Source organism: Myxococcus sp. RHSTA-1-4 (assembly GCF_020037125.1).
GTDB lineage: Bacteria > Myxococcota > Myxococcia > Myxococcales > Myxococcaceae > Myxococcus.
Window position 1 is genome coordinate 134,822 of record NZ_JAIQDG010000003.1, and the last position, 26,238, is coordinate 161,059.

At 71.2% G+C, this 26,238-nt stretch carries 24 protein-coding genes; 14 read left to right on the top strand and 10 right to left on the bottom strand.

What is annotated here, in order from left to right; translation table 11 throughout:
• The first annotated feature begins 307 nt into the window (after window positions 1-307).
• The 7 genes from K8638_RS06405 to K8638_RS06435 all read left to right on the top strand — a co-directional run bounded on the left by K8638_RS06405 (window position 308) and on the right by K8638_RS06435 (window position 8,576).
• On the top strand, window positions 308-1,762 hold the full coding sequence (locus tag K8638_RS06405; RefSeq protein ID WP_223753524.1) for an ELWxxDGT repeat protein: 1,455 nt from the start codon (window positions 308-310) through the stop codon (window positions 1,760-1,762).
• A 90-nt stretch (window positions 1,763-1,852) separates the two neighbouring features.
• Window positions 1,853-3,100, top strand: a complete 1,248-nt coding sequence (gene glgC / locus K8638_RS06410) for a glucose-1-phosphate adenylyltransferase (RefSeq protein WP_223753525.1) — start codon at window positions 1,853-1,855, stop codon at window positions 3,098-3,100.
• 234 nt (window positions 3,101-3,334) lie between these two features.
• Window positions 3,335-4,420, top strand: a complete 1,086-nt coding sequence (locus K8638_RS06415) for a type III polyketide synthase (protein ID WP_223753526.1) — start codon at window positions 3,335-3,337, stop codon at window positions 4,418-4,420.
• Window positions 4,414-4,989, top strand: coding sequence for an isoprenylcysteine carboxyl methyltransferase family protein (locus K8638_RS06420; protein WP_223753527.1), 576 nt, complete (start codon window positions 4,414-4,416; stop codon window positions 4,987-4,989). Before K8638_RS06415 ends, K8638_RS06420 begins: the two co-directional genes overlap by 7 nt.
• The gene (locus K8638_RS06425; protein WP_223753528.1) at window positions 4,982-5,254 is read left to right on the top strand and encodes an acyl carrier protein; all 273 of its coding nucleotides are present in this window, start codon (window positions 4,982-4,984) and stop codon (window positions 5,252-5,254) included. The genes K8638_RS06420 and K8638_RS06425 overlap by 8 nt, the downstream gene beginning before the upstream one ends.
• Window positions 5,251-7,008: a fatty acyl-AMP ligase gene (locus K8638_RS06430; protein WP_223753529.1), complete on the top strand. Its 1,758-nt coding sequence runs from the start codon at window positions 5,251-5,253 to the stop codon at window positions 7,006-7,008. The genes K8638_RS06425 and K8638_RS06430 overlap by 4 nt, the downstream gene beginning before the upstream one ends.
• A 470-nt stretch (window positions 7,009-7,478) precedes the next feature.
• The gene (locus K8638_RS06435; RefSeq protein WP_223753530.1) at window positions 7,479-8,576 is read left to right on the top strand and encodes an NAD(P)/FAD-dependent oxidoreductase; all 1,098 of its coding nucleotides are present in this window, start codon (window positions 7,479-7,481) and stop codon (window positions 8,574-8,576) included.
• Window positions 8,577-8,601: 25 nt separating this feature from the next.
• Here K8638_RS06435 and K8638_RS06440 read toward each other — a convergent pair whose 3' ends face one another.
• On the bottom strand, window positions 8,602-9,183 hold the full coding sequence (locus tag K8638_RS06440) for a hypothetical protein (protein ID WP_223753531.1): 582 nt from the start codon (window positions 9,181-9,183) through the stop codon (window positions 8,602-8,604).
• Window positions 9,184-9,479: 296 nt separating this feature from the next.
• Here K8638_RS06440 and K8638_RS06445 point away from each other — a divergent pair, with 296 nt between their 5' ends.
• Together K8638_RS06445 and K8638_RS06450 are read left to right on the top strand one after the other, a co-directional pair.
• Window positions 9,480-10,046, top strand: a complete 567-nt coding sequence (locus K8638_RS06445) for a Uma2 family endonuclease (RefSeq protein WP_223753767.1) — start codon at window positions 9,480-9,482, stop codon at window positions 10,044-10,046.
• A 123-nt stretch (window positions 10,047-10,169) separates the two neighbouring features.
• Window positions 10,170-11,222 carry an MBL fold metallo-hydrolase gene (locus tag K8638_RS06450; protein WP_223753532.1) on the top strand — a complete coding sequence of 351 codons (1,053 nt, stop codon included), beginning with the start codon at window positions 10,170-10,172 and terminating at the stop codon, window positions 11,220-11,222.
• A gap of 855 nt (window positions 11,223-12,077) precedes the next feature.
• Here K8638_RS06450 and K8638_RS06455 read toward each other — a convergent pair.
• The 6 genes from K8638_RS06455 to K8638_RS06480 all read right to left on the bottom strand — a co-directional run bounded on the left by K8638_RS06455 (window position 12,078) and on the right by K8638_RS06480 (window position 17,881).
• Window positions 12,078-12,593 (bottom strand): Uma2 family endonuclease, encoded by a 516-nt coding sequence (locus K8638_RS06455; RefSeq protein ID WP_370643926.1) that lies wholly within the window; start codon window positions 12,591-12,593, stop codon window positions 12,078-12,080.
• Window positions 12,594-12,722: 129 nt separating this feature from the next.
• A complete protein-coding gene (locus K8638_RS06460; RefSeq protein WP_223753534.1) occupies window positions 12,723-13,460 on the bottom strand; it encodes an SDR family oxidoreductase in 738 nt (245 codons plus the stop codon).
• A 24-nt stretch (window positions 13,461-13,484) separates the two neighbouring features.
• Window positions 13,485-14,876 carry an FAD-binding oxidoreductase gene (locus K8638_RS06465; RefSeq protein WP_223753535.1) on the bottom strand — a complete coding sequence of 464 codons (1,392 nt, stop codon included), beginning with the start codon at window positions 14,874-14,876 and terminating at the stop codon, window positions 13,485-13,487.
• 13 nt (window positions 14,877-14,889) lie between these two features.
• On the bottom strand, window positions 14,890-16,335 hold the full coding sequence (locus K8638_RS06470) for a UbiA family prenyltransferase (RefSeq protein ID WP_223753536.1): 1,446 nt from the start codon (window positions 16,333-16,335) through the stop codon (window positions 14,890-14,892).
• Between the two features lie 108 nt (window positions 16,336-16,443).
• Complete coding sequence (locus K8638_RS06475) at window positions 16,444-17,487, bottom strand: methyltransferase (RefSeq protein WP_223753537.1); 1,044 nt, start codon at window positions 17,485-17,487, stop codon at window positions 16,444-16,446.
• A gap of 10 nt (window positions 17,488-17,497) precedes the next feature.
• Window positions 17,498-17,881: an MXAN_6627.5 family MYXO-CTERM protein gene (locus tag K8638_RS06480; protein WP_223753538.1), complete on the bottom strand. Its 384-nt coding sequence runs from the start codon at window positions 17,879-17,881 to the stop codon at window positions 17,498-17,500.
• 106 nt (window positions 17,882-17,987) lie between these two features.
• Between K8638_RS06480 and K8638_RS06485 the strand changes: the two genes are divergently transcribed.
• Window positions 17,988-19,313, top strand: coding sequence for a response regulator (locus K8638_RS06485; RefSeq protein ID WP_223753539.1), 1,326 nt, complete (start codon window positions 17,988-17,990; stop codon window positions 19,311-19,313).
• Between the two features lie 23 nt (window positions 19,314-19,336).
• On the opposite strand, the gene K8638_RS06490 is transcribed toward K8638_RS06485, so the two are convergent.
• From K8638_RS06490 to K8638_RS06500, 3 genes are all read right to left on the bottom strand, one after another.
• On the bottom strand, window positions 19,337-21,460 hold the full coding sequence (locus K8638_RS06490) for a serine/threonine-protein kinase (RefSeq protein WP_223753540.1): 2,124 nt from the start codon (window positions 21,458-21,460) through the stop codon (window positions 19,337-19,339).
• Window positions 21,457-22,434: a DUF2381 family protein gene (locus K8638_RS06495; RefSeq protein ID WP_223753541.1), complete on the bottom strand. Its 978-nt coding sequence runs from the start codon at window positions 22,432-22,434 to the stop codon at window positions 21,457-21,459. The genes K8638_RS06490 and K8638_RS06495 overlap by 4 nt, the downstream gene beginning before the upstream one ends.
• 624 nt (window positions 22,435-23,058) lie before the next feature.
• Window positions 23,059-23,706: a hypothetical protein gene (locus K8638_RS06500; protein WP_223753542.1), complete on the bottom strand. Its 648-nt coding sequence runs from the start codon at window positions 23,704-23,706 to the stop codon at window positions 23,059-23,061.
• Between the two features lie 61 nt (window positions 23,707-23,767).
• On the opposite strand from K8638_RS06500, the gene K8638_RS06505 reads away from it, so the two are divergent.
• The 4 genes from K8638_RS06505 to K8638_RS06520 all read left to right on the top strand — a co-directional run bounded on the left by K8638_RS06505 (window position 23,768) and on the right by K8638_RS06520 (window position 26,235).
• Window positions 23,768-24,295 (top strand): hypothetical protein, encoded by a 528-nt coding sequence (locus tag K8638_RS06505; protein ID WP_223753543.1) that lies wholly within the window; start codon window positions 23,768-23,770, stop codon window positions 24,293-24,295.
• A gap of 38 nt (window positions 24,296-24,333) precedes the next feature.
• Complete coding sequence (gene bcp / locus K8638_RS06510; RefSeq protein ID WP_223753544.1) at window positions 24,334-24,975, top strand: thioredoxin-dependent thiol peroxidase; 642 nt, start codon at window positions 24,334-24,336, stop codon at window positions 24,973-24,975.
• A gap of 124 nt (window positions 24,976-25,099) precedes the next feature.
• A complete protein-coding gene (locus K8638_RS06515) occupies window positions 25,100-25,588 on the top strand; it encodes a hypothetical protein (protein WP_223753545.1) in 489 nt (162 codons plus the stop codon).
• 107 nt (window positions 25,589-25,695) lie between these two features.
• Window positions 25,696-26,235 (top strand): hypothetical protein, encoded by a 540-nt coding sequence (locus tag K8638_RS06520; RefSeq protein WP_223753546.1) that lies wholly within the window; start codon window positions 25,696-25,698, stop codon window positions 26,233-26,235.
• The last annotated feature ends 3 nt before the right edge of the window (window positions 26,236-26,238 follow it).

Sequence of the window (26,238 nt, forward strand, 5' to 3'; positions counted from 1 at the left end):
TGGAAAGCTATCTCGGAATCCGGCAGGCGGACGACGGAGAAGAGTGCTTCGAGGAGTAACCGGGGACTGAACTGGCCAGTGTGGGCGCCAAAGAGGCTGCGGCTGTGGGGGCCCGCCCCATGGCTCCGGTCGTGTCAAAGCCCAGCTGCACTCTTCCGTCACGGTGAAACCAGGCAAGCCAGCAGCCAATCCATCTATTCGCCGTCTGTCATTCATCCCCACCCGGGAGCAGATGCCAGCGCCCCGCGCTCGCCCAAGCTTCCGGCTCTCCGCGAGGGGCATCCCGCCCTGGCGGGAGGGGGAACGCATGATGCGCGGTTGGGGACGGAAGTCGTGGGTGTTGCTGCTGGGGCTCGGGCTGTCGGCGTGTGGGGTGGCACCTTCGGAGCCCGCGGAGGAAATCGGGCAGGAGGCGCCGGACGCGCTCGAGAACGGGGGCACGTGTCCCTCCGCCACCCGGCTCGCGGACTTCTCGGCGGGGGGCGACTTCCCGGGGCCCTACGAGCTGACCGGGGTGAAGGAGACGCTCTACTTCACCGTGGATGACGGCATCCACGGCCCGGCGCTGTGGGCCAGCGACGGGACGCCCGGAGGCACGCGGCTGTTCCGTGACTTCGACGTGTTCCCGCACAGCCTGACGGAGGCGCGGGGGCTGCTCTTCTTCATCGTGGACCTCACCCTCTGGCGGACGGACGGCACGGACGCGGGCACATTCCCACTGGTCACCGCGTCACTGCCTCCCTCCTTCGAGCCGCCGCTGGACGTGCTGGGAGAGTTCCGCGGCAAGCTGTTCTTCCGGATGTACACGCCTGAGTACGGCAACGAGCTGTGGGTGAGCGACGGCACGCGCAAGGGCACCCGGTTGTACCTGGACGCCAACCCGGGCCCCACGTCCAGCTTCCCCGGCGAAATGGTGGAGACGGCGAGCGGCAACCTCGTCTTCGACGCGCGCGTGGGCGAGGACCGGGACATGCTGGTGGTGCTGGAGGTGTCCCCCGAGGGCGTCGTCGAGGAGCTGTACCGCGTGGCGGGCTACGAGGATTCCTCCATCTTCCGGCTGTCCGTGGTGGGGGACCGGGTGTTCTTCCTGGTGGACCTGACGGACGGCAGGCCCGCCCTCTACACGAGCGACGGCACCCCGGGCACCGCGACGCTGCTCTTCGCCTGGGGTAGGGTCAGCACGCCGCGCCATTTCACCTCCTACGCGGGCCGTCTCTACTTCGCCGCCGAGGAGAACATCGGTGACCCCGACGGCAGGGGCGTCGAGCTGTGGGTGAGCGACGGCACGCCCGCGGGCACGGGGCGGCTGGTGGACATCTTCCCGGGAGAGGAGAACTCCGGCCCCCGGGAGCTGAATGTGTTCGAGGGTCTGCTCTACTTCACCGCGGATGACGGCGTGCACGGGCGCGAGCTTTGGGTGAGCGACGGCACGGCGGCGGGGACTCGGCTCGCCCGGGACATCCGGCCGGGGCCGGACGGCTCCTCGCCCTATGGCCTCATGGTGGCCAGCCGGAAGCTCTACTTCGCGGCGGATGACGGCGAGCACGGGCGCGAGCCCTGGAAGGTCTTCCAAGGCCGGGCGCGGCTGGTGGAGGACGTCGTTCCAGGCCCCGAGTCCTCGGCGCCCCGGGTGTACGAGTTCGACGTCGAGGATGACCCCGTCTTCGCCCGCGCCGGCAGCTACCTCTTCTTCTCCACCGAGTCCTTCGAGCTCTGGTCGATGAAGACGGGCTTCTACTGCCCGCCGTCTGGCAAGCGCTGACGCGGGCGGCCACCGCTCCCGGCCCGGTGGCGAACCGGACAAACCCGGTCCGCGCGGCCTATGCTGCGCGGCCGGAGGGACACGTACCGCATGGCCATGCGCATCCTGGGGATGGTTCTCGCAGGCGGGCAGGGGACGCGGCTGGCGCCGCTCACGTTGAGGCGTTCGAAGCCGGCGGTGCCCTTCGGGTCGAAGTTCCGCATCATCGACTTCGCGCTCAACAACTTCATCAACTCGGGCGTCTTCGCCGTCTACGTGCTGACGCAGTTCAAGGCGCAGTCGCTGACGGAGCACATCCAGCGCGGGTGGCGCTTCGGCTCGGTGCTGCTGTCGGACTACTTCATCACCCTGGTGCCGGCGCAGATGTACCTGTACGAGGAGCTGGGGCCCGTCTGGTACCGGGGCACGGCGGACGCCATCTACCAGAACATGCACCTGGTGGAGAACCACCGGCCCGAGCACGTGGCCATCTTCTCCGGCGACCACATCTACAAGATGAACGTGGCGCACATGCTGGAGCTGCACGAGTCGCAGCGCGCGGACATCACCATCGCCGCGTACCCCACGCCGCTCGCGGACGCGCACCGCTTCGGCGTCATGCAGGTGGACGAGCGTGGCCGCGTGACGGAGTTCCAGGAGAAGCCGAAGGACCCCAAGCCCATCCCGGGCCGGCCGGACACGGCGCTGGCCAGCATGGGCAACTACATCTTCCGCACCAAGGTGCTGGCGGAGCTGCTGGAGGTGGACGCGAAGACGGAGGGCTCACAGCACGACTTCGGCAAGGACGTGCTGCCCCGGGCGCTGCGCGACGGCTACCACATCCAGGCCTACGACTTCGCGAAGAACCCCATCCCCGGGCAGGCGGGGCCGAACACGTACTGGCGCGACGTGGGGACGCTGGACGCGTACCACGAGGCGTCCATGGACCTGGTGTCCGTCAACCCGGAGTTCGACCTGTTCAACCCCGAGTGGCCGCTGCGCACCGGCAGCGAGTACAGCCCGCCGGCCAAGTTCGTCCACGAGGCGGGCGACCGCGTGGGCCGGGCGCTGAACTCCATGGTGGCGGGGGGCTGCATCATCTCCGGCGGCGTGGCGCGCGAGAGCATCCTCTTCCGCCGTGTGCGGGTGAACAGCTACGCCAGCGTGCAGCGCTCCGTCCTCCTCGACGAGGTGGACATCGGCCGGCACGCGCAGGTGAAGAACGCCATCATCGACAAGGGCGTGCACGTGCCGCCCAATGTGAAGATTGGCTTCGACCTGGAGGCCGACAAGGCACGCGGCTTCACCGTCACCGACACCGGCATCGTCGTGGTGCCCAAGGGCTACCGGTTCGAGTGAGCCGTTCAAGCTTTGTTCGGGCTTCGCGGTGGATTCCTTCAGTGCGGCTGTGAGCAGTCCCGCGTGGGACGGCGCCGACCCGGCCACTTCCCTGGGCCGGGAAGCGCGTCCACCGTGTAACACTGGCGTCCGGGCCGAGTCCGGGGGCGTTCAAGTGGGGTGCGGCGCATATCGCATCGGGCCCGGCCGTCGGTTAATCCTGGTCCCCGACCTTCGCGAAGACCCGAGAACTTCATGCCCAGCAGCGCATCAGGCCCGGACAGCTCGCCCTTCATCCGCGCCGTAGGTCGTGCCCTACCGCCACACTACGTCTCGCAGGAGCAGCTCATCGCGGCCTTCCGCGAGCTGTGGGCCACGCGCCACTTCAACGTGGAGCGGCTGGAGGACCTGCACCGCGCCGTCCAGGTGGGGGGGCGCCACCTCGCGCTGCCCATCGACGACTACCGGGCGCTGGTCGGCTTCCAGCAGCGCAACGACGCGTGGATTCGCGCGGCCACCGAGCTGAGCGAGACGGTGGTGCGCCAGGCGCTGGACAAGGCGGAGCTCACCCCGGCGGACGTGGACCACGTCTTCTTCGTCACGGTGACGGGCGTCGCCACGCCGAGCATCGAGGCGCGGGTGGCCAACCGCGTGCGCTTCCGGGAGGACTTCAAGCGCACGCCCCTGTTCGGCCTGGGGTGCGTGGCGGGCGTGTCGGGGCTGGCGCGGGCGGCGGACTACCTGCGGGCCTTCCCCACGCACACGGCGCTCGTCATCGCCACGGAGCTGTGCTCGCTGACGCTGCAGCGCGAGGACCTGTCCATCCCCAACATCATCGCCTCCGGCCTCTTCGGAGACGGCTCGGCCTGCGCGGTGTTGCGGGGCGGCGAGGCACCGGGGGCGAGGGGGCCGCGGGTGGTGGCCTCGCGCTCGGTGTTCTACCCGGACACCGAGCGTGTCATGGGCTGGGACGTGGTGGACACGGGCTTCAAGGTGGTGCTGTCCGCGAAGGTGCCGAACATGGTGCGCGAGCACATCCGCGGCAACGTGGACCGCTTCCTCGGGGAGCACGGGCTGGCGCGCGGGGACGTGAGGCACTGGGTGGCGCACACCGGCGGGCCCAAGGTGCTGAAGGCCTTCGAGGAGGCGCTGGAGCTGGAGGCGGCCTCGCTGGAGCGCTCGTGGCGCTCGCTGCGCGAGGTGGGCAACCTCTCCTCCGCATCGGTGCTCTTCGTGCTGGGCGAGACGCTGGAGGGGCCCGAGCCACGCCCGGGGGACTGGGGCGTGATGATGGCCCTGGGCCCGGGCTTCTGCGCGGAGATGGTGCTGCTGCGATGGTGACCTCCACCCAGAGCCTCTTCCTGGGCTTCATGGCGCTGCTGGTGGTGGAGCGGCTGGTGGAGCTGGTGCTGTCCAAGCGCAACGCGGAGCGCGCCTTCGCGCGGGGCGGCGTGGAGACGGGGCAGGCGCACTACCGCTTCATGGTGGTCTTCCACACGCTGTTCCTGGTGGCGAGCGTGGCGGAGGTGCTCGTCCACCGGCCCGCGTTTCCGGGCGGCTGGGGCTGGGCGGCGCTGGGCGGGGCGGTGGCGGCGCAGGGCTTGAGGTACTGGGCCATCGCCACGCTGGGGGAGCGGTGGAACTCCCGCATCATCGTGGTGCCAGGGCTGCCGCCGGTGACGGGCGGGCCCTATCGCTTCCTGCGCCACCCCAACTACGTGGCCGTGGTGCTGGAATTGGCGTGTGTGCCGCTCATCCACGGCGCGTGGCGGACGGCACTCTTCTTCTCGGTGGGCAACGCGGCGCTGCTCTTCGTGCGGATTCGCGCGGAGGAGGCGGCGCTCGGCGACGCATACGCGCGTGCCTTCGCCCACCGTCCCCGCTTCATCCCGGAGGTGCCCCGTGACTGAGTCGGAACTGGAGGTGTTGGCGGAAATCCGCCGCATCGCCGCGGACGAGCTGGAGTGGAGCGGCACGGTGGAGCCGCGGCACGACCTCCTGAAGGACTTGCAGCTCGACAGCCTGGGGCTGACGGTGCTGGCGGTGGGGCTGGAGAACCGCTTCCGCATCCGCCTGTCGGAGGAGGATGCGCAGGGCGTGCGGACGGTGGAGGACCTGGCGCGGCTGGTGGCGCAGCGGGCCGCGGCGCCCCGGACTCCGGAGGTGCGCCCGTGAGGGGGCCGGAACTGCCCGCGCTGAAGCACCCGACGGTGAACGCGGCGCTCGCGGCGACGGCGCGCGACACGTCCCATGTCCTCACCTTCGTGGACGCGGCGGAGCGCGAGGTGGCGCTGCCGTGGACGGAGGTGCACCGCCGCGCGAGGCGCACGGCGGCGGGGCTGGCGCGGCTGGGCGTGAGGGAGGGGGACCGGGTGGCGCTGTTGCTGCCCACGTCGCCGGGCTTCATGGACGCGTACTTCGGGGCGCTGCTGGCGGGGGCGGTGCCGGTGCCGCTGTACCCGCCGGTGCGGCTGGGGCGTCTGGACGAGTACCACCGGGCCACGGCGCGGATGCTCCAGGTGACGGGGGCCGTGGTGGTGCTGACGGACTCGCGGGTGCGGCTGCTGCTGGGGCCGAGCGTGGAGCGCGCCCGGCCGCGCCTGGGCTGCCACACGGTGGACGAGGTGTCGCGAGGAGAGGAGGAGCGGGAGGTGCCGGTGCGCCCGGAGGCGCTGGGGCTCATCCAGTTCTCGTCCGGCTCCACGGTGGACCCGAAGCCGGTGGCGCTGACGCACGGGGCGCTGATGTCGCAGGTGGCGGCGCTGGAGGAGGCCATGCCGCTGCGGCCGGACTCGTCGCGGGTGGGCGTGAGCTGGCTGCCGCTGTACCACGACATGGGGCTCATCGGCTGCGTGCTGTCGGCGCTGTACTACCCGGGCAACCTGGTGCTGATTCCGCCGGAGGCCTTCCTGGCTCGGCCGGCGCTGTGGCTGCGGGCGCTGTCGCGGCACCGGGGCTTCATCTCTCCCGCGCCCAACTTCGCGTACGGGCTGTGCCTGAAGCGGGTGAAGGACGCGGAGCTGGAAGGGGTGGACCTGTCGTCCTGGAAGCACGCGCTGAATGGGGCGGAGCCGGTGTCCATGGACACGCTGCGCCGGTTCGCCCAGCGCTTCGAGCGCTGGGGCTTCTCCGCGCGGGCGCTGCGCCCGGTGTACGGGCTGTCCGAGGCGTCGCTGGCCGTCACCTTCCCGCCGGAGGGCCGGGGCCCGCGCTCGCTGAGCGTGGATGCCGGGGTGCTGGCGAAGGAGGGGCGGGCGGAGGAGGGGAAGCGGGAGCTGGTGAGCGTGGGCGCGCCGGTGGCGGGCTTCGAGGTGGAGGTGCGCGATGCGGACGGCGTGGCGCTGCCGGAGCGGAGGGTGGGGCGCGTCTTCGCGAGGGGGCCGTCGCTGATGTCGGGCTACTTCGGAGACGTGGATGCGACCGGGAGGGCGCTGTCGGCCGACGGGTGGCTGGACACGGGAGACCTGGGCTTCCTCGCGGAGGGGGAGCTGTACCTCACGGGGCGGGCCAAGGACGTGGTCATCATCCGGGGGGCCAACCACGCGCCGCAGGCGTTCGAGGAGCCGCTCCAGGCGGTGGAGGGCGTGCGTACGGGCTGCGCGGTGGCGCTGGGCTTCACGCCCGAGGGTGGCCAGGACGAGGCGCTGCTCATCCTCGCGGAGCGGGCGGGGGAGGGCGGCGATGAAGCGGTGGAGGAGCGGATTCGCGCGGCGGTGGTGGAGGCCACGGGCGTGCGGCCGCACACGGTGAGGCTGCTGGAGCCCGGAACGCTGCCGCGCACGTCGAGCGGCAAGCTGCGCCGGTCCGAGGCGCTGCGGCGCTACCTGGCAGGAGAGCTGACGCCGCCAAAGAAGGTGGGCATGGTGGGCATGGCGGTGGAGATGGCGAAGAGCGCACTGGCCATGGCGAGGGCGGAGCACGACTCGTGAGCGTGACGGAGAAGGTGGCGTGCGTCGCGTGCGGCGTTGCGTGGGCACGAGCCGCGACGAGGTGGGAGCGCGCCGCGTGAGGCGTTGCGTGAGCACGAGCCGCGACGAGATGGGAGCGCGCCGCGTGAGGCGTTGCGTGGGCACGAGCCGCGACGAGGTGGGAGCGCGCCGCGTGAGGCGTTGCGTGAGCACGAGCCGCGACGAGGGCGTTGCGTGGGCACGAGCCGCGACGAGGTGGGAGCGCGCCGCGTGAGGCGTTGCGTGAGCACGAGCCGCGACGAGGTGGGAGCGCGCCGCGCCAGGCGTTGCGTGAGCACGAGCCGCGACGAGATGGGAGCGCGCCGCGCCAGGCGTTGCGTGGGCATGTGTCATGGCGAGGGGGGAGTGCGCCGAGCGAGCCGGCGCGCGGTGGATGCCGCCGAGGAGCAGGCGGAGCACGCGCCGGTCGCGGTGCGGGCGGAGCGCGCCCCGTGAAACGGTACGACGTCGCCGTGGTGGGCGGAGGGCCCGCGGGGCTGGCGGTGGCCATCACCGCCACGTCGCGCGGGCTGAACACGGTGGTGCTGGAGCGGGCGGCGGTGCCCGCCGACAAGGCCTGTGGTGAGGGACTGATGCCCTCGGGCCTGGCCGCGTTGGACCGGCTGGGCGCGCTGCCCCACCTGGACCGCAAGGAGAGCGCGCCCTTCGTGGGCATCCGCTACGTGCAGGAGGACGGCACCACGGCGGAGGGCCTGCTACCGGCGCCCGGAGGGCTCGGCGTGCGGCGCGTGGCCTTGTCCTCCGCGCTGGTGGCGAGGGCGCGCGAGGTCGGCGTGGAGTTGCGCGAGCGCACCCAGGTGCTGTCACACCGGCGCAGCCCTGACGCGGTGATGCTGGAGACGGCGGACGGCCCGGTGGAGGCGAGGATGCTGGTGGCGGCGGACGGGCTGGGCTCGCCGCTGCGGCGCGCGGAGGGCCTGGACGTGGAGTTCGCCGGCCCGAGGCGCTTCGGGCTGCGGCGGCACTTTCAGGTGGCGCCGTGGACGCCGTACGTGGAGGTGCACTTCGCGGACGGAGTGGAGGCGTACGTCACGCCGGCGGGAGCGCGGCGCGTGGGCCTCGCCTTTCTCTGGGAGGACGGCGTGGTGGAGGGGCGCGTGGGCTTCGACACGCTGCTGGCGCGCTTTCCCCGCCTCGCGGAGCGGCTCGCGGGCATGGAGCCGGACTCCCAGGTGCGAGGCGCCGGGCCCCTGGCGCGAGTGGCGAGGGCCCGCGTGGCGGACCGCTTCGCGCTGGTGGGAGACGCGGCGGGCTACGTGGACGCGCTGACGGGAGAGGGGCTGTCCCTGGCCTTCGCGTGCGCGGAGTCCCTGGGCATGCTGTTGCCGGACGCGCTGGTGAAGGGCGCCACGCATGAGGCCTTGCGCCCCTACGAGGCGTGCTTCCAGCGCGTGTTCCGCAAGTACGCCTGGACGACGCAAGCCCTCCTCATGCTGGCGCGCCGTCCCAGGCTGCGCCGCCCCGTGGTGCGCCTGCTGGGGAAGGCGCCCTGGCTCTTCGAGCGCATCCTCCACGCGGTGGTGGCCTGAGCCGGCGAGCGCCAGCCATGACTCCTCAGTGATGTCTGGTTTGAGTGCGCTCCAGCGTGAACTCGGTGAGCAGCCTCTTGACCACGTCTTCCGAGCGGAGGTTCTTCATCCGCTGGTGGAAGAGCTCTCCATCCCGCTCCCATTGATCGGTGACCTGGACGGCGACCTTGGCGGGGGGGGAACCGCAGTTGGAGACACGGACGTGCAGTTCACCGAGGTAGACGACCTTTCCCGCCTCGACCTCGAAGGGGGCGTACAGCTGGGTTGCCAGGGGAGGGAGCTGGTCGATGCGGTGGGCGCCGGCATGGACCTCCCTGATGGAGAGGTACCCGGGCGGCTCCTGGAGGTCATGCTTGCGGAACGGGTCGTTCACGGGAATCACTCCCGTTCTCTTGTGCGCGTATGAGTCGTCCTCGTAGTGGAAGGCGACCGGAGGGGTCTCCCCTTGCTCGCAATCCGTGGTGAGCCGGGTGGAGACGACAATCAGCCCGCTCCCGGGCCTCTCCGAAAGGCTGTAGTCACCCGCGACATCCCGGGTGTTGTTCCTTCCAGCACCACAGGCCGCGCAAATCCACACGGACATCACCAGGAACAGCCGCGCATTCATGTTCGTCTCCAGAGACCAGACGGGGTGAGCTGTCTTTTAGTCCGGAACGAGCGCTCCCAGCCACGACCGCCGCCATCAGGCAGGGAGACTGAAGAGTTCCAGTGCCGGGCTCCTCCCTGAGCATGCGCACGGTGTTCGGTCAGTCGTGAGGAGCAGCTTCGTTGACAACCTGCTGGATTGCAAGCGCTGCTGAGGATGTCAGGGGTATGGTGCATGCTGGACACATGAGCGAGAACATCCTGGTGCAGGGAGAGGGGCGGCTTGCGAGGGGGCACGTGGGGCCGCATTCTGGGGACATGAGCGACAAGCCACGACCACCGGAAGACGCGTACGAGGAACTGGAGCGCCTCCCTCCGAACGTCGTCGGCGAAATCATCGCGGGGGAGCTGTACGTGAGCCCCCGGCCGCGCGTGGTCCATGGCCGGGCAGCAGGGCGGCTCTTCAAGCGACTGATGCCCTTCGATGAGGAGCCGGGGCAGGAAGGTCCTGGGGGCTGGGTGCTCATGATTGAGCCCGAGCTGCATCTGGGCCGCGACGTCCTGGTTCCCGGCCTCGCGGGCTGGCGGCGTGAGCGGATGCCCGAGCTTCCCGACGTCGTCGGCGTGGAGCTCGCGCCCGACTGGCTCTGCGAGGTGCTCTCCCCTTCGACGGAGACGCTCGACCGGGCCCGGAAGATGGCTGTGTACGCCCGGGAAGGCGTGAAGCACCTGTGGCTCGTGGACCCGCGCGTCCAGATGCTGGAGGTCTACCGGCTGGAGAATGGCCGGTGGCTCCTGCTGGGCACGCACACCGGGAACGACAAGGTGCACGCCGAGCCCTTCGAGGTGCTCCCCATGGACCTGTCCTCCCTCTGGGCGCGCTGACCCTCCGCGGGGCTCCATCCCTTCATTGGAGCGACTACTTGGAGCGACTACGCTGCGCCCGTGGCCTCCGTGGTCGGGGCCGGCCGGGGCTTCCCACGTCGACTTCCCTGGAGCGTCGTACCCATGCGGCACGTGCTGACGACGAAGCGCCTTCGCCTGTTCCTCCTGCTGTGCGCGCCGTGGCTGGGTGGCTGTCTCTTCGCGGGCACGCGCCACCAGGGCCCGGTGACGGACCACTTCGACGGCGAGCAGTTCGAGAACCTGGTGCCGGTCCGCCGGCTCACTCCGAGCGACGTGCTGGACGCGCTCCGCACCGAGCCTCGGGGCGTCTGGCGCGAGTACGAGGAGCATCCGCCGGGCAAGCCGCCGCCGGAGCGGGTGGGGCCGGGGCAGCTCCGGGTGACGTTCATCAACCACGCCACGGTGCTGCTCCAGGCGGACGGGCTGAACGTGCTGACGGACCCCATCTACTCGGACCGGCCGAGCCCGCTGTCCTTCGTGGGTCCCCGCCGCGTGCGCCCGCCGGGCATCCGCTTCGAGGACCTGCCGCCCATCGACGTGGTGGTGGTGAGCCACAACCATTATGACCACATGGACCTGCCCACGCTGCGCCGGCTGGAGGCGGCGCACCAGCCGCGCTTCATCGTCGGGCTGGGCAACAGGGCGCTGCTGGACGGCGAGGGCTTCGGACGGGTGGAGGAGCTGGACTGGTGGCAGTCCACCGAGGTGGCGCCGGGACAGACGGTGACGGCCGTGCCGGCGCAGCACCGCTCCAACCGGGGGCTCACGGACGTGTCCGCCGCGCTGTGGGCGGGCTACGTCCTGTCCACCTCGGGAGGGCCGGTTCTCTTCGCGGGGGACACGGGCTTCGGCCCGCAGTTCGCGATGATGGCCGAGCGCTTCGGGCCCATGCGGCTGTCGGTGCTGCCCATTGGCGCCTACCGTCCCAAGGCCTTCCGTCCCGTGCACATGGGGCCGAGGGAGGCGCTCCAGGCGCACAAGGTGCTGCGCTCGGCCACGTCGGTGGCCATGCACTACGGCACCTTCGAGCTGGCCCTGGATGGCCAGGACGAGGCGAAGTACCTGCTGCTGCGGCTGCTGGCGCGAGAGAAGGAACGCCCGCGCTTCTGGGCCCTGGGCTTCGGCGAGGGGCGCGACGTGCCCCCGCTGGACTGATTCAGGACGCGGATGAGTCCTGCCATGGAGCCGCCTCGGCCACGCGTTGGCCGCAGCGGTAACTCGCATGTTCGGAGTGCCGGGAGACCGAGGACCCGCGAAGCCCCAGGTCCTGTCTCCCATGCCACGACTTCTCGCCATGCCATTTCCCTGGGCCGCCATGCGCGGAATGGAGCGTCCGTTCCGCATGGCCCGCCAGGCACGCACCTCCCATGGCCCCCTCTCCACCTTGTCAGCTCCCCCGCCCGGGCCCCATGCCCGGAATGGAACTTCCATTCCGCGTGGCCTGCGCAGCCCTCACCGCTCCTCGGCCCTACCTCCCCGCCTTGTCACCTGCTCCGGGCCGCCATGCGCGGAATGGAGCGTCCATTCCGAGTGACCCGCCGGGTCCTCGCCGGTGGGGGGCCCCAGCCTCCCCGCCATGTCAGCCTCCTGGGGTAGCCACCCTGCCGCGGGAGGAGTGCTCTTTTCAGCGGAGCGTCACCCCACGGCGGGAAGGAGGGGATGGGGTATCTGGACGGTGGAGTAGCTGTACCTCATGCGCATGCGGGAGTCGGCGGCGGTGCTGGCGCCGCGGGGCTCCGGCACGCTTGCGCCTGGCGCGGAGCACGTCGAGACCGACATCGAGGGGCGCCCCGTTCGCGCCTTCTCCGATGCACCGCCATGGCCCAGGCACAGCCAGGCGGTGCCCTGCCTCGTGCGAATCCCTACGCGCCACGAGTGAGTGCGGGACGCCGGCTCACCGGTTGAAGGGGTACTCCTGAATCCAGTTGAAGCCGCAGTTGATGAGCAGGTGCTTGGAGTCGCCCACCTTCTTCAGTGCGCGGAAGAGTCTTCCTTGGACCTGCCCTGGCCTCAGCGCCTGTGCCCGACGGACTGCCAGAGCCAGCCCAGCCGGAGCTCCACGTCCTCGAACGGGGCCACGCGGATGAGCGTGTCCTCCTCGCCGTAGACGCCCGTCTCCGTCCAGAGTCCGTTCACCAGCATATCGACGGTGAGCGTCCGTTCCTCCAGGTCGACGAACCACAGGTGCTGCACGCCGATGCGCGCGTAGAAGGGGCGTTTGATGCGCCGGTCATAGCCGCTCGTCGAGGGCGAGAGGACCTCACACACCCAATCCGGGGCGGTCGTCCAGCGTCCCTCGGGCGGCTCGGGGACCCGCTCGCGCCGCCACCCGGCGAGGTCCGGGATGAACTCCGGCGAGCCCTCGACCTGCACGCCGGGCTCGACCCTGAGCCACCAGCCTCCTGGCCCCTTGGCCCCGAGCTGGAAGGGGCCATCCAGCTCACCGAAGAGCCGCAGCCCGAAATAGATGTGCCCGTCTCCTGGACGGACATGCGTATACAGCGTCCCCTCGATGATCTCGCCCACCACGCCCTCCGGCAGGGCCTCGAGGTCGGCAAGGGTTGCGGGACCCTCCTGCTTTCGCGCGCCGTAGGCCATGCTCGAAGTGTGGGCATATCAGCCTCGGCTGACAAGCGGCGCCCTATGGCCCGGGGGCTACAGCTTCATCCGCTTGAACATCCCCTCCGGAATGGTGCGGATGATGAGCATGATGAGCGCCCAGATGCCGGGCACGTAGACCTCGTTCTTCCGCGCATCCGCGGCACGCAGCAGTCCGCGGGCCACCTTCTCCGGCGAGGCGAACAGCTTGTTCTTCGGCAGGTGCGCCGTCATCGGCGTGTCCACGAAGCCGGGCTTCACGGTGACGACGGCGACTCCGGACTTCGCCAGCCGGTTGCGCAGCCCCTGGAGGAACACGTTCAGCGCGCCCTTCGACGCGCCGTACACGTAGTTGCTCTGCCGCCCGCGGTCTCCGGCCACGGACGAAATCACGACCATCGTCCCGGCCTTCTGCGCCTCGAAGCGGTTGGCCAGCACCGTGAGCAGCGACACCGCGCTCAGGAAGTTGGTGCGCAGCACCGCCTCCGTCGCGGCCCAGGACTTCTGCGCCTCGGCCTGGTCACCGAGCACGCCGTGCGCCAGCACCACCCCGTCCAGCCCGCCCAGCGCCGCGTACGCCGCGTCCACCAGCGCCTCGTGCGCGTTGAAGTCGTTCAGGTCCACCGCCCGCGACTCCACCTTCGCCGCGCCGCGCGTGGCGGCATCCTTCGTCACCGCGTCCAGGTTCGCCGCGTTGCGGCCGACGAGGTAGAGCGAGGCCCCGCGCGCGGCCAGGAGCCGCACCGTCGCCTGGGCAATGGCGCTGGTGGCGCCGAGGACGAGCACTTTCTTCATGGGGTGGGCAATCTCGAGGAGAGGTCAGCGAATCGCAAGCAGGGACTGGGGCCGTGACGCGGCCACGCCGCGCTCCGGCTCCAGGGAGAAGGGCAGGGCCACCGGGTTCACCCGCCGCCAGAAGGACGACGAGAAGGCCGGGTCGATGTAGCGCGCGAACTCGGCACGGCGCGGGAAGTACGCCGCGAAGCTCTCCGGGCTCATCCGCGCGTCCTTCGCCGGGTACACCGCGCCGCCCGCCTCGCGCGTCAGCCGGTCCAGTTCCTCCACCAGCTTCCACGTCTTCTCGCCCCGGTTGGCGAAGTCCATGGCCAGCGTCACGCCCTGGCGCGGGAAGGACATCCACCCCGGAGACGGAATGTCGCCGAACGTCTTCAGCACGGACAGGAAGCTGGGCAGCCCGCCGCGCGAGCTGCGCTCCAGAATCTCCTTCAGCGCGTCGCGCGCGGTGGCGTAGGGCACCACGCACTGGAACTGGAGGAAGCCGCGCTTCCCGTAGATGCGGTTCCACCCGTAGATGGCATCCAGCGGGTAGAAGAACGGGTCGTAGTGCGTCAGCCGCTGCTTCGGCTTGCCGTTCTGCCGGTGGTAGTAGAGCCAGTTGAACGCGGACACCGACAGCCGGTTGAGGCAGAAGGACGGCATGTCCATGGGCACCGCCAGCCCCACGCCGTGCGACAGGTGGCTCTTCGCCAACGGCAGCCCATCGAATTGCGGCGGCGCGAAGTTGCCCCGGTAGAGGAGGCCGCGGCCCACCTTCTTCCCCCGGGCCAGGCAGTCCACCCAGGCCATGGTGAACTCGTAGTCCGCCTCGGACTCGCGGGCCACCACGAGGAACTCGTCCAGGTTCCCGAAGGGCACCGTCTCCTGCAGCACGTACGGGTTGCTGATGGGCTTGAGCTGCACCTCCGCCCAGGTGACGAGCCCGGTGAGCCCCAGGCCGCCAATCGTCGCGCCGTACCAGTCCGGGTTCTCGTCCGGCGCGCACACCCGGCGGCTGCCGTCCGAGCGCGCCAGCTCGAATCTCCGCACGTACCGGCCGAAGGTGCCCCCGCGGTGGTGGTTCTTCCCGTGCACGTCGTTGGCGATGGCGCCGCCCACCGTCACGAACTTGGTGCCCGGCGTCACCGGCAGGAACCAGCCGCGCGGCGCCGCCAGCCGCAGAATCATGTCCAGCGTGACGCCCGCCTCGCAGCGCACCACGCCCGTGGCCGGGTCGAAGGAGATGAACCTGTCCAACCCCGCCGTCAGCAGCAGCGTGCCGCCCGCGTTGAGGCACGAGTCGCCATAGCTGCGGCCCAGGCCATGCGGCAGCAGCGGCGTGCCCTCGCGGGGCAGCGCGTCCGTGCGCCACACCAGCGAGTGCGTGCGCTGCTCGACTCGGGGGTAGCGCCCCCAGGACTCCAGTGACTTCATCGCGCGAGTCCTCTCACTTCGCGGCCCATAGCACCAAGGCCGACACCAGCCCCACCGCGTAGCTCACCCGGTCCCTCAGGGCGAAGACGAGCGGGTCCTCGTTCACCAGCCCGCGGTGCGCCAGCACCCATACCCGCCCCACCCAGTACAACATCACCGGGCACAGCAACCACAGCCGCTCCGGGTGGGCATACAGCGCCGTCACCTCCTTGGAGGTGATGTAGAGCGCCAGCACCAGCACGGACACCTGTCCGGCGGCGGCGCCCAGGCTGGCGAGCTGCTCGTAGTCCTGCGCCAGGTAGCCGCGCCCGTGCGCCGACGTCTCGTTGGACAGCCGCAGCCGCCGCACCTCGGAGAGCCGCTTCACCAGCGCCAGCGACAGGAAGAGGAACATGCTGAACATCATCAGCCAGCTCGACGTGGGCACGCCCACCGCCAGCGAGCCGCCGAAGATGCGCACCGTGTAGAGGCCCGCGAGCACCAGCACGTCCAGCATCACCACCTGCTTCAGCCGCAGCGAGTACGCCAGCGTCAGCGCGTAGTACGTGGCCAGCAGCGCGGCGAACGCGGGCGGCAGCAGCAGGCACACCGCCGCTCCGGCCAGCAGCAGCGCGGGCGCCAGCACCACGCCCGTGCTCACCGGCAGCGCGCACGCCGCGAAGGGGCGCTTGCACTTCGTCGGGTGCCGCCGGTCCGAGTCCAGGTCCAGCAAGTCATTCAGCACGTACACGCTGGAGGCGCACAGGCTGAAGGCGGTGAAGCCGAGCACCGCGTGCAGCAGCATGTCCGGCCGCGTCGCCTTGTGCGCGGCCAGCAGCGGGACGAAGACGAGCGCGTTCTTCGCCCACTGGTGCACGCGCAGCGCCTTCACCCAGACACGAGGGCCCACGCGGGGGCGCTCGAAGACGCGGTGCACCTGGCGGCCCAGCCCATGCGCCTGCTTCAGCACGCCGGCCGGTGCATGCACCACCACCACCTGCCGGGACTCGCGCCACAGCGGCACGTCCACCGCGTCATTGCCCGCATAGTCGAAGGTGCCCAGCGACTCCTTCAGCCGCGCCAGCTTGCGCGCTCCGGACAGGTTCACCGTGCCGTCGCTCGCGAACACGTCCGAGAAGAGTCCCAGGTGGGCGGCCACGCCGTCGGCGATGCGCCGGTCCGCCGCGGTGGCCAGCACCAGCCGGCGTCCCCGCGCCTTCTCCTCCTTCAGCCAGGCCAGCAGCTCCTCGTTGTACGGCAGGAGCGAGGCGTCCAGCGCCGCCCGCCGCGCCACCTCCGCCTTGAAGAAGGCCTTCCCCTTCAGCACCCACAGCGGCACCAGCAGGAGCAGCCACGGCGCCTGCTTGAAGAGGACCAGCAGGCTCTCATGCAGCGTGTCCGTGCGCACCAGCGTCCCGTCGAGGTCGACGGCGAGCGGCACGTCCGGTGGGTCGGCTGGAAGCGGTTTTTCAGGAAGCATCGGAAGAAGTGACAGGCTAGCGCAGCATGGCCGGGCATGGGACGGGCCGCCCCCGGGTGTGACGGCCTCGCCGCCCAGGAGACACTCTGTCCGGCCAGGGGGCCGCGCTCAGTCCGGCCGGGCCAGCAGGAGCGTCTGGAGGGGGAGGTGGCGGATGGGGCGGGTCTGCTCGATTCGGAAACCCGCGTCGTCCAGGAAGCCCTCCACCTCCGCGGGCGTGTAGGCCGCCGCGCCGGACGTCAGGAAGTAGTGCAGGCCGATCAGCGGCGCCGAGCTGGCCGGGGCCTCGATGTCCTCGCGCAGGTACTCCAGCACGGCCAGCGTCCCCTTGGAGCCCAGCGCGCCGCGCACCCGCCGCAGCAGGGCCACGTTCTGCGCGGGGGACAGGTGGTGCATCACCTGGAAGAGCAGTACCGCGTCATACGGGCCCCCCAGCTCGGCCGTGAGGATGTCGCCCTCGCGGTGGGTGACGAGGTGGCTCAGCCCGGCCGAGGTGATGATGTCCCGGCCCACCCGGGCGCTGCCCTCGAGGTCCAGCACCGTGGCCTTCAGCCCCCGGTGGCGCAGGCACAGCTCCGCGGCGAACCAGCCGTGGGCGCCGCCCAAATCCAGCAGGCTCTTCGCTCCGCGGGGCAGGGGGATGGCCGCCGCCACCTCCGGGGCCGCCAGCCGCGCGAGCTGGTGCATGGCGTGGATGTAGTCGCGCCAGCGCGGGTCCCCCGGGGCGAAGTGGTGGATGTCCACCGCCTGCCCGGAGCGGACCACGCCCTCCAGCCCCGTCCACCAGTCCCACTGCGTGTAGTTGAACTCCAGGAAGGCGCCCACGTACTTCGGCGAGCGCGGGTCCAGCCAGCGCTTCGCCCGGGGGGCCAGCCGGTAGCGCCCGTCGCGCTGGCGCTCCACCGCCTCGCACGCCACCAGCGCCTCCAGCAGGGTGCGGGTGCCCTCGGGTGACAGCTTCAGCCGCTCCGCCAGTGCCTCGGCCGGGGCCGCGCCCTCCGCGAGGGCCGCGTACACTCCCAGCCGCACGCCCGCCATCAGCGTGCGTGAGGCCATCATCCCGAAGAAGGCGTGCGCCAGCGGCTGGGGGGCCAGGTTGAACCAGTCCGCCACGCGCTCCAGCAGGTTGTCCGCCTTGAGCCCCAGCCTCATGCGCGAATCCCTACCGCTTCTTCCGCCGGGGCGCGGCCACCGCGGCCAACCCCACCAGCAGCAGCGCCGCCTCGGGGCCGAGCAGGCAGCCCGTCGTCTTCGCCTCCCGCACACCCGTGTAGCGGCACGTCCCATCCTGACAGGTGAAGCGGGGCGAGCAGTCCCGGGTGCTGCGGCAGACGGTGTGCACCCGGCCGGTGCCGTCCTCCCCTTCCTCGTTGTCCCGGTCCGCGCCGCCCTCGCCCGCCGAGGCATCCGGCAGGTCGATGGGCAGACCGCCATCCGCCCCTGCGTCGGCATCCGACTGGGCGAGGGACGTGGCGGGCAGCAGGAGGGGGAGGCAGGCCAGCAGGCCCACCAGACGGGAGCGCAGGGGGTGACGGGTGGAGGACATCACGGAGCAGCCACCCTAACCGCCCGGCGGCACGGATGCATCCTCCACGGAACCGGGGCCAGAATGTCTGACCCTTTACCCGGCATCTGGTACGGTACGCCCCGCGATGGCACCCCGAATCCTCGTGGTCGATGACAACCAGGAGCTCTTGTCCCTCCTCACGCAGCTCTTCGAGGAGGCGGGCTACGAGGTCGTCGGCGCCAATCGCGGCAAGCAGGCCGTCGACGTGGCCCGGGCCAATCCCCCCGCGGCGGCCGTGCTCGACATCCTCCTGCCGGACATGATGGGGTACCACCTCGCGGACGCGCTGCGGAAGGACAACCCCCAGCTCCCGCTCCTCTTCATCACCGGCGTCTTCAAGGGCGGCAAGCACGCCGTGGAGGCGCGCGCCAAGTACCAGGCCGCCGGCTACTTCGAGAAGCCCTTCGAGGCCCAGAAGCTCCTGGAGGCGATGACCAAGGTCCTCCCCCCGGAGAAGAAGGCGGCCCCGGCCGCCTCGCTCCAGGACGCCTTCGAGGTGGAGCTGGACATCGACGTGGAGGACGAGGGCCCGCAGGACGCCATGGAGCTGACCGGCCGCATCAAGGTGACGGGCGGCGGCAACATCACGGCGGAAATCCGCGGCGCCAACCTCACCGCCAGCCCCATGCAGAAGGTGCCGGCCACCCAGGTGCGCCCGCCCACCCCGGGCCGGCCGCCGGACCCGCTGCCCGTGGGCGCGGGGGCTCCGGGCAGCCGCCGTGGCGAGCTGAAGGACAACCTGCCGTCGCTGCTCACCGCCTTCTACCTGTCTCGCGAGACGGGTGAGCTGGGCGTGCAGAAGGGCAAGGTGAAGAAGGTCGTCTACTTCGAGAAGGGCACCCCGGTGTTCGCCCTCTCCAACCTGCTGGCGGACCGCTTCGGCCAGTTCCTGGTGCGCGTGGGGAAGATAAAGCCCGAGCAGCTCCAGGACGCGTCCGCCGTGGCCGGGCAGACGAACCGCCGCACCGGCGACGTGCTGGTGGAGCGCGGCCTGCTCAAGGACACCGAGCGGCTCTACTACGTGGGCCAGCAGGTGAAGGCCGTCATCTACTCCCTCTTCGCGTGGGAAGAGGGCACGTACGTGATGAGCTTCAAGGAGAAGGCCTCCTCGGAGTCCATCAAGCTGGACGTCCACCCGGCCAACCTCATCGTCCGCGGCATCAAGAAGCTCTACAAGCCGGAGCGCCTGCGCCGGCTGCTGCAGCCGGAGGACCGGCTCATCCCCGCCGTGGCCCCGGCCTACCAGCTCAACGAGGTGGAGCTGGAGCGGTGGGAGGCGGAGCTGTTGCCGAAGATTGACGGCAACCGCACCGTGGCGGAGCTGCTGGCCTTCGCCAACCGCCCCGAGCACGTCGTCTACGGCTTCCTGGTGGCGATGATGTCGCTGGGCATCCTGGACAAGCGCTCGTAGCGCGGCGTCCACGCGGCGGGTTGTCAGGGGAAGACGTCCACCACCTTGAAGAACATGGCGTGGCCGACGGCGGGGGCCTCCAGAGTGGACTCGGGATGACGGGTGCAGCCGTCCTCGTCGCACAGCACGAGGCAGACAGGGTAGCGCCGTCCGTTGGGCAGCTCCAGCGCCGTGTAGCGGCCGATGACCGTCTCTCCCTTCGTCCACAGCCGCCCCATGATGAGCGTGTCGTCTGGTAGTGAGGAACTGCTGAAGACTCGGCTGACGATGTCGCCGTCGTGCACGAACAACGGTCTGGCGCCACCCGGCTTGTCCGTGCGCACGTAGATGCTGATCTGGCTTCCCTGCTGCAGGCCGAGCTCTCGCATGGCCTCGAGCGCCCCGTCGGGGCAGGGGGTATCGGGCGTGGGGCGCACCTGGGGGCCGGAGCAGGCCAGGGCGGCCGCGGCGCCGCAGGCCACGATTCCGCGCTTGAGGGGGGAGACGAGGCCCGTCGCGGAGGGACGGGGGGCTGAAGGAGTGGGCATGGGGGGTTCCTGGGGCGGGGGTGAAGCAAGGGCCGCCCCGGCGTCGGGAGAATGGGGGCGCCCGAGGGCAGGCGCTACTTCGGGGCTCACGGCTTCCGTTGCGCCGGACGCGGGTTGGAGCCGGATGCGCTCCAGCGCCAGCACGCCCGCCAGTCCCGCCGCTGCCAGCATCGCCACGAGCTCCAACCTGCGCCGTGTCGTCCGGTGTCTCGGTACGGTGGGGGCAGCCCCCGGGGCCTCCTGCTTCGTCAGCAGGGGCTCCTCGGGAGGGGCTTGCCTCGCGTTGCGAGCCGGCTGGGGCACCGCTGCTTGCGCCACTCGGGGAGCTTCGGGCGAGGGCGCTTCCGGCGGCATCACTCCTTCGGCAGCCACCGCCTCTCGCACCTCGGCGGGGTCGTGCACCTTGGCGGGCCGCGTCGCCACGTCCACCATGGGCACCGCCTCTCGCGGCTCGATGGGGCCCCGTGCTTCGGTGGGCCGCACCACCATGTCCGCTGCTGACGCCGTCATGGCCTGGGGATGGCGCCGCCGCAGCCAGCGCACGGCGGCCTTGTTGGCTCGCACGTCGGGTCGCTGCATCCTGTCGCGCATCAGGGCTGCTTCGTGGCCGGGCGCCAGCGGCCCCCACGCGCCATCCTCGGTGGTGGTGGTGCGCGAGTGGCTGCCCGGGCCCGCGTACCATTCGAAGAGGGGCGCGTCCCACGCCTCCCCCGCGCCCTCCAGCGCCCGGCGCACCTCCGCGGCCAGCGTGGCCAGGTGTGCCGGACGCGCCTCGGGTCGAAACGCCAGCAACCGCATGACGAGCGCCGCCAGTGGCTCGGGCACACGAGGGTTGAGGAGGGCCAGCGGTTCGAGCGCCAGCGCCTCCAGCCCCTCCTCCGCGATGCTCTTGCCCCAGCCCAGTTGCAGCGGCGGGTATTCGTCGGCCAGCAGCCGGTAGAAGGTGACGCCCACCGCGTACGCCTCGTCCGCCACCGTGTACGGGTAGCGCCCGCCCCCGCCCCGCAGCGCACGCGTGCGCCAGGCCATGACTTGGGGGCTGTAATACAGGGGCGTGCCCGGAGGCATGCGCGCGGTGCAGGTGAGGGCGGCGGCCTCCGGGTAGACGCCCGCCCCCCAGTCCAGCACCACCACGCGTCCGTCCGGGCCGACCATCACGTTGCCGCCCTTGAAGTCGCGGTGCATCACGCCCAGGGCGTGAGCGGCCGCCAGCGCCTCGGCCACCTGAGAGAGCAGCCCGCTCACCTGGCGCGCGGTGGGGTTGCGCAGCTGGGCCCAGCGGTACAGCTCCTCGCCGTGCACGTACTCCAGCACCAGGTACGGGTAGCCCGCTGCTTCCGCCTCCCACCGTCCCGCCTCCACCAACCGCGCCACGCCCGGGTGCCGCACCCGCCTCAGTGCCTCCGCCTCCCGGCCGAAGCCCGCGTCCTCCGGCGTCCGCGCCAGCTTCAGCGCGTACAGGGGGCCGGTGGGCGCATCCACCTCTCTTACCGCGTACACCGTGCCGAAGCCGCCATGGCCCACCTGGTTCTCCACCCGCCAGCGCCCGACCTGGGTCCCTTCCGGCAGCGCCAGCGGTGAGAGCACCCGCGCTTCGGCACCCTGTCTGGCCCCCTTCATGGGCGGCCCTCCTTCCGGCCACGCGGCGCACGGGGGACGTTCACCACCGGCGGCTGCAACTCCAGCCGTTCCCATTTCAGGCCCCGGCCGCTCGCGTCCACCACCTCCAGTCGCACCGAGGTGGCGTGGGTTTGGGATGGCTCTTCCCACTGCACCGCTATCCGCGCGCTTCTTCCGGGCGCCAGCCGCTCTGGCTCCATGACCACGGGCAGCAGCCGCGTCTCCTCCAGCGGCTCGCTCCGCGCGTTCAGCCTCACCAGCCGCGCGGAGTCCGCGAGCCATGGCGTACCTCCGGACGGGTTCTTTACTTCCGCGCCCACCATCACCGTGGCTCCCGTGCGGAAGAGGGTGGCCCGCATCCACTCGAGCCCCATCTCCGTGGGCATCGCTTCCGGACGGTGGGCCCGGACGCCGTTGTCCGCGTCCATCTCCCCGGAGACGAAGAGGCCGCCCAACCCCGCCCGGGCGCACCGGGCGCGCAGCGGGGCCAGCCCGGCCTCCGTCGCGGCGCAGAGCCCACGCAGCCTCGCCAGCTCGGAGACGAGCTGTTCCTCGGACCTTCCCTCGCGTACCACCTCCACCTGCAGGTCCGGCGCGTCCGGCTGTGAGGTGAGCACGAACTCCACCTGCCGCGGAGCCTTGCCGTCCGCGAACCGCACCGCGAGGCGCAGCGCCGGGTTCACCGGGAACTCCACCGCGGGCCTGAGTACGAGCAACTCCTCGTTCACCTGGACGCGCGTGAACAGCCCCTGCAGGAGCCTGGTGTCCACGGACTCGCGCACCACCGGCGAGTCGAACAGGACCACCGTCGTCGTGTCCGGCGCCATCCGCAGCACGTGGGGAGTCGGCGCCTCGTCGCCCTTCAAGAGGATGACCCGCGCCTTCTGCCCGACGCTCTCCGGGGGCTGCGCCATGGCCACCGTGCCCACCAGCACCATCCACACCGCCACCACCAACGATTCAGGTAGGGACATCCAATGAAGACCTCCTGAGTTGGAAGCTACCAGAGGTGGGTGACACGCGGGAGGCACCGGAACGCACGCTCTGGCGAGCCCTTCCGGCCACGTTCATCTGAAGCGCCCCGTCTCTCCACGACGGGCTCGACCGGTCGTCGGACGTGGAATGGAACCTCCATTCCGCCTCCCCCTGGTTGGGGAGGGCTTCCGGGAAGCGTTCCAGGCCGAGTCTCCAGGCCGTCTGGGGACGTGGAATGGAACCTCCATTCCGCTCTCCCCCTGGTTGGGAGGGCTTCCGGGAAGCATCCAGGCCGAGTCTCCAGGCCGTCAGGCGGAACGTGGAATGGAACCTCCATTCCACTTTCCCCGGGGCCGGGACGGGGCGTCAGGGAGGAGTCCAGGCCGAGGCACCAGGGTGCTGCCCGGGTGTCCGACCTGGAATGGAACCTCCATTCCGCTTTCCCCGGGCCGGGCCGGGGCTTTCAGGGAGCAGTCCAGGCCGAGTCACCGAAACAGGGCACCCTGCCGCCATCCCGGTCGATTCCAGGGAGCCGCTCGCCGGGAGAGGAACCACGTTGGAGCCAACCGCTCACCCGGCTCTCTCGCGCCGCCGAGCGGCACCGTGCCCGGGCGCGGGCCGCTTCAGCCGCCCGCGAGCCGGGAGCCAATCCAGTACAGGCCGAGCGCGCCCGACCCCAGCGCCACCACGCGGTGCACCCATGCGGTGAGGCGCTCGTTCAGACGGGACAGCCCTTCCGCGAAGAGCAGGCCCACCGCGCCCATACCGATGAGGATGCCCAGGGCGAAGCCGGGCAGGTACGTCCACGCGGCCAGGCCCGAGCTGCCGCCCATCAGCAGCGGGGGCAGGGCCAGGAGCAGCGAGCGCACGCCGCTGACGGCCATGAAGGCGCCGGCCGCGGTGCTCACCGTGTGCACGTGCTGGTGCGGCTCCTTCGAGTGGCCGGGCAGGTGCGGGTGCCCGTGGGAGAGGCTGTTGGGGAAGATGAGCGCCGCCGCCGCGAGGGCCAGCAGCACCGTGCCGCCGAACACCTCGGCCCAGCGCTCGAAGGTCTCCGACAGGCCCACGCCGGCCAGGAGGCAGAGGGCGGCGATTCCGCCCAGCATGGCCGCATGGCCCAGGGCGAAGCGCAGGGCCGTGGAGATGGCGGCGCGCTTGCGGCCCCCGCCCAGCGTGCCGAGCGTGGCCATGGCGGCGCAGTGGTCCGGCCCCACCGCGTGGAGCAGGCCCTGGGAGACACCGACCAGGAAGGCGAGGAGGATGGGTGACACGACGCGGCACCCTACTCGTGCTTCAATCGGGAGGCCAGCAGGACAGGAGGACCCACGTTTCATGAGGATTGCCACCCGACGGTTCGCGGCCGCCCTGCCGCTCACGCTCTGCCTGCTCGTCGCACCCGGGTGCGACGAGGGCCCCGAGCAACTCCGGGACGCCGAGACGGAGTACCGGGCGCTCATCGACCGCAAGGTGCCGCCGAAGGACCCCGCCTGGGACGCCGTCATCGCCGCCCTGGAGGCGGTGCCCCGCGACTCGAAGGCCCGGCCCGAGGCGGAGCGGCGGCTGGCGGCCATCCGCGCCCTCCGGAGCGAGCTGCCTCCACGTCCCCTGGCGACGCCGGGCGCGACGGGCCCGGGCACGGACGCGGTGGACGCCAAACGCGCCGCGTGCGAGGCGCTGGCGCAGAAGCTGGGACAGGCGCGCGACGAGAAGGCGCGCGAGCCGCTGCAGCAGGCGCTGGCGCAATGCCGCGCGGACCTCACCCGGCTGGAGGCCCATGGCCATCCCCCGGGGGAGCAGGGCCACGAGCACGGCGGGGAGACCCAGGGTAGCGGCAGCGGGAGTGACGACGCTGGACGTTGAGTGACGCCCGGGTTTGTGCTTGATGAAGGGGCATGCCCATGCCCCAAGCAGGTGACCCGGCCCCCGGTTTCCAGCTCCCCGACCAGGACGGCAACTCCGTGACGCTGTCCCAGTTCGCGGGGAAGAACGTCGTCCTCTACTTCTATCCGAAGGACAACACCCCCGGCTGCACCACGGAGGCGTGTGCCTTCCGCGACGAGCACTCGGCGCTCGGCGCCGCCGGCGCGGTGGTGCTCGGCGTGTCCATGGACAGCGCCGCGAGCCACCAGAAGTTCGCGACGAAGTACAGCCTGCCCTTCCCCCTGCTGGCGGACACGGACCACAAGCTGGCCGAGGCCTATGGCGTCTGGGGCGAGAAGTCGCTGTACGGCCGCAAGTTCCTCGGCATCACCCGCGCCACCTTCCTCATCGGCCCGGATGGACGGGTGAAGCAGGTGTGGCCGAAGGTGAAGGTCAACGGCCACGTGGGTGAGGTGCTCGCCGCGCTGGGCGGCCAGGGCACGGCTCCGGCCGCGAGCGCCGCCGGGGCTCCCGCGCCCGCGCCGAAGAAGAAGGCCGCGGGTGGCAAGGCGGTGAAGAAGGCGGCGCCGGCGAAGAAGGCCATGAAGAAAACCGCACCGGCGAAGAAGGCCGCCGCACGCAAGGCCCCCGTGAAGGGTGCTGCCCGCGCCCGCCGCTAGAGCTATATCTGTCTGTGCACGGGCGGCCGAGCGGGCCGTCCTGGAGTCGCCCCGTGGTTCGGACACCCGGCGTGCCCATCCCTCGGGTGACGGAAACCCGGTTGCGGTATTTCGGAGGAGTGACATGCGCGAGGGGAGTTCGAAGCGTTGGTTCGCGGCGGCGGTGACGGTGGGGCTGCTGCTGGGCACGGGCTGCGGTGGGTTGCCCGAGACGGGTGGCAAGCTGCCCGAGGAGTCGCGGGGCAATGCCTTCGGCCAGCGGGGCAACCAGCCGCCGGCCCTCAAGGACATGGAGGGCGGCCAGACCCAGGAGCAGCTCCCTGCCTGGACGATGACGGCGGGCCGTGGCTACAACGGCACCATCCGCCAGATTGGCTCCAGCATCGACCCGCGCACGCCCCAGACGAGTGGCCAGGAGAACAAGTCCCTCTGGGATGATGCCGGGAAGATGATGCAGCACCGGCAGTCCACCCTGGGTGCCAACTATGCGCCGGCCTCGCAGGGGCTGGGCGGCGAGGACGGGGCCGAGCAGGGCAACGGGACATACCGCAACCGCGGCGCGGGCTACGCCCCGCTGGAGTGGCAGGACCGGAACGAGCGGAAGCGGCGCTGAACGGGCCAGGGGGCGCCTGTCCGCCCCCTCGCCAACTCCCTGCGGCCCTCGCGGGTGCCCATCCCTCTGGGGAGCACACGGCTCCACCAGAGGAGAGGGACAGGGACATGGACCAGGGACGTTTCCGCCGCTGGCTGTTGCTGCCGGGCGCGCTGGCCGCGGCCGCGCTGCTGGGCACCGCCTGCGAGCGTGAGAAGCCGCTGCCGAGGGTGGGCAGCGACTACGAGGGCGTCGCCAACGATCAGCAGCCCACCGAGAGCTTCAGGCCGGGCCAGCAGCAGCCGCAGCCGAAACAGGGCGGCTGGGAGGACCCCGGCTCCGGGCAGCCCGCCACGGGCGGCGCGGGACACGACGACGAGCAGCAGGGTGCCGGCACCACGCCCGACGAGTTCCGCCGCTCGCAGCAGGTGCCTTCGCCGGGCCAGGAAGACCAGCCGGGACCGCAGGACCGCTCCGGTGCGCAGGGCAGCCAGGGTGGCATCGGCGCGCCCGGATTCACCACGCCCCAGGAGCAGCCCACGGACCAGGGCGGCACGCGTCAGTTCGAGGAGTCCAGCGGTACGAGCAGCTCGACGATGCAGCGGGGCACCGAGCAGGGCCCGCGCAGCCCGCCGAAAATCGACACGGAGGAGGCGCCGAAGCAGTAGCGC

Bases quoted from the DNA above. Each gene is read 5' to 3' on its own strand.
- K8638_RS06460 (WP_223753534.1), bottom strand. From the start codon at position 13,460: ATGAAGAAAGTGCTCGTCCTCGGCGCCACCAGCGCCATTGCCCAGGCG.
- K8638_RS06465 (WP_223753535.1), bottom strand. From the start codon at position 14,876: ATGAAGTCACTGGAGTCCTGGGGGCGCTACCCCCGAGTCGAGCAGCGC.
- K8638_RS06485 (WP_223753539.1), top strand. From the start codon at position 17,988: ATGGCACCCCGAATCCTCGTGGTCGATGACAACCAGGAGCTCTTGTCC.
- K8638_RS06420 (WP_223753527.1), top strand. From the start codon at position 4,414: ATGGTGACCTCCACCCAGAGCCTCTTCCTGGGCTTCATGGCGCTGCTG.
- K8638_RS06445 (WP_223753767.1), top strand. From the start codon at position 9,480: ATGAGCGACAAGCCACGACCACCGGAAGACGCGTACGAGGAACTGGAG.
- K8638_RS06405 (WP_223753524.1), top strand. From the start codon at position 308: ATGATGCGCGGTTGGGGACGGAAGTCGTGGGTGTTGCTGCTGGGGCTC.
- K8638_RS06515 (WP_223753545.1), top strand. From the start codon at position 25,100: ATGCGCGAGGGGAGTTCGAAGCGTTGGTTCGCGGCGGCGGTGACGGTG.
- glgC (WP_223753525.1), top strand. From the start codon at position 1,853: ATGGCCATGCGCATCCTGGGGATGGTTCTCGCAGGCGGGCAGGGGACG.
- K8638_RS06505 (WP_223753543.1), top strand. From the start codon at position 23,768: ATGAGGATTGCCACCCGACGGTTCGCGGCCGCCCTGCCGCTCACGCTC.
- K8638_RS06520 (WP_223753546.1), top strand. From the start codon at position 25,696: ATGGACCAGGGACGTTTCCGCCGCTGGCTGTTGCTGCCGGGCGCGCTG.
- K8638_RS06450 (WP_223753532.1), top strand. From the start codon at position 10,170: ATGCGGCACGTGCTGACGACGAAGCGCCTTCGCCTGTTCCTCCTGCTG.
- K8638_RS06470 (WP_223753536.1), bottom strand. From the start codon at position 16,335: ATGCTTCCTGAAAAACCGCTTCCAGCCGACCCACCGGACGTGCCGCTC.
- K8638_RS06440 (WP_223753531.1), bottom strand. From the start codon at position 9,183: ATGAATGCGCGGCTGTTCCTGGTGATGTCCGTGTGGATTTGCGCGGCC.
- K8638_RS06495 (WP_223753541.1), bottom strand. From the start codon at position 22,434: ATGTCCCTACCTGAATCGTTGGTGGTGGCGGTGTGGATGGTGCTGGTG.
- K8638_RS06490 (WP_223753540.1), bottom strand. From the start codon at position 21,460: ATGAAGGGGGCCAGACAGGGTGCCGAAGCGCGGGTGCTCTCACCGCTG.
- K8638_RS06475 (WP_223753537.1), bottom strand. From the start codon at position 17,487: ATGAGGCTGGGGCTCAAGGCGGACAACCTGCTGGAGCGCGTGGCGGAC.
- K8638_RS06415 (WP_223753526.1), top strand. From the start codon at position 3,335: ATGCCCAGCAGCGCATCAGGCCCGGACAGCTCGCCCTTCATCCGCGCC.
- K8638_RS06480 (WP_223753538.1), bottom strand. From the start codon at position 17,881: ATGTCCTCCACCCGTCACCCCCTGCGCTCCCGTCTGGTGGGCCTGCTG.
- bcp (WP_223753544.1), top strand. From the start codon at position 24,334: ATGCCCCAAGCAGGTGACCCGGCCCCCGGTTTCCAGCTCCCCGACCAG.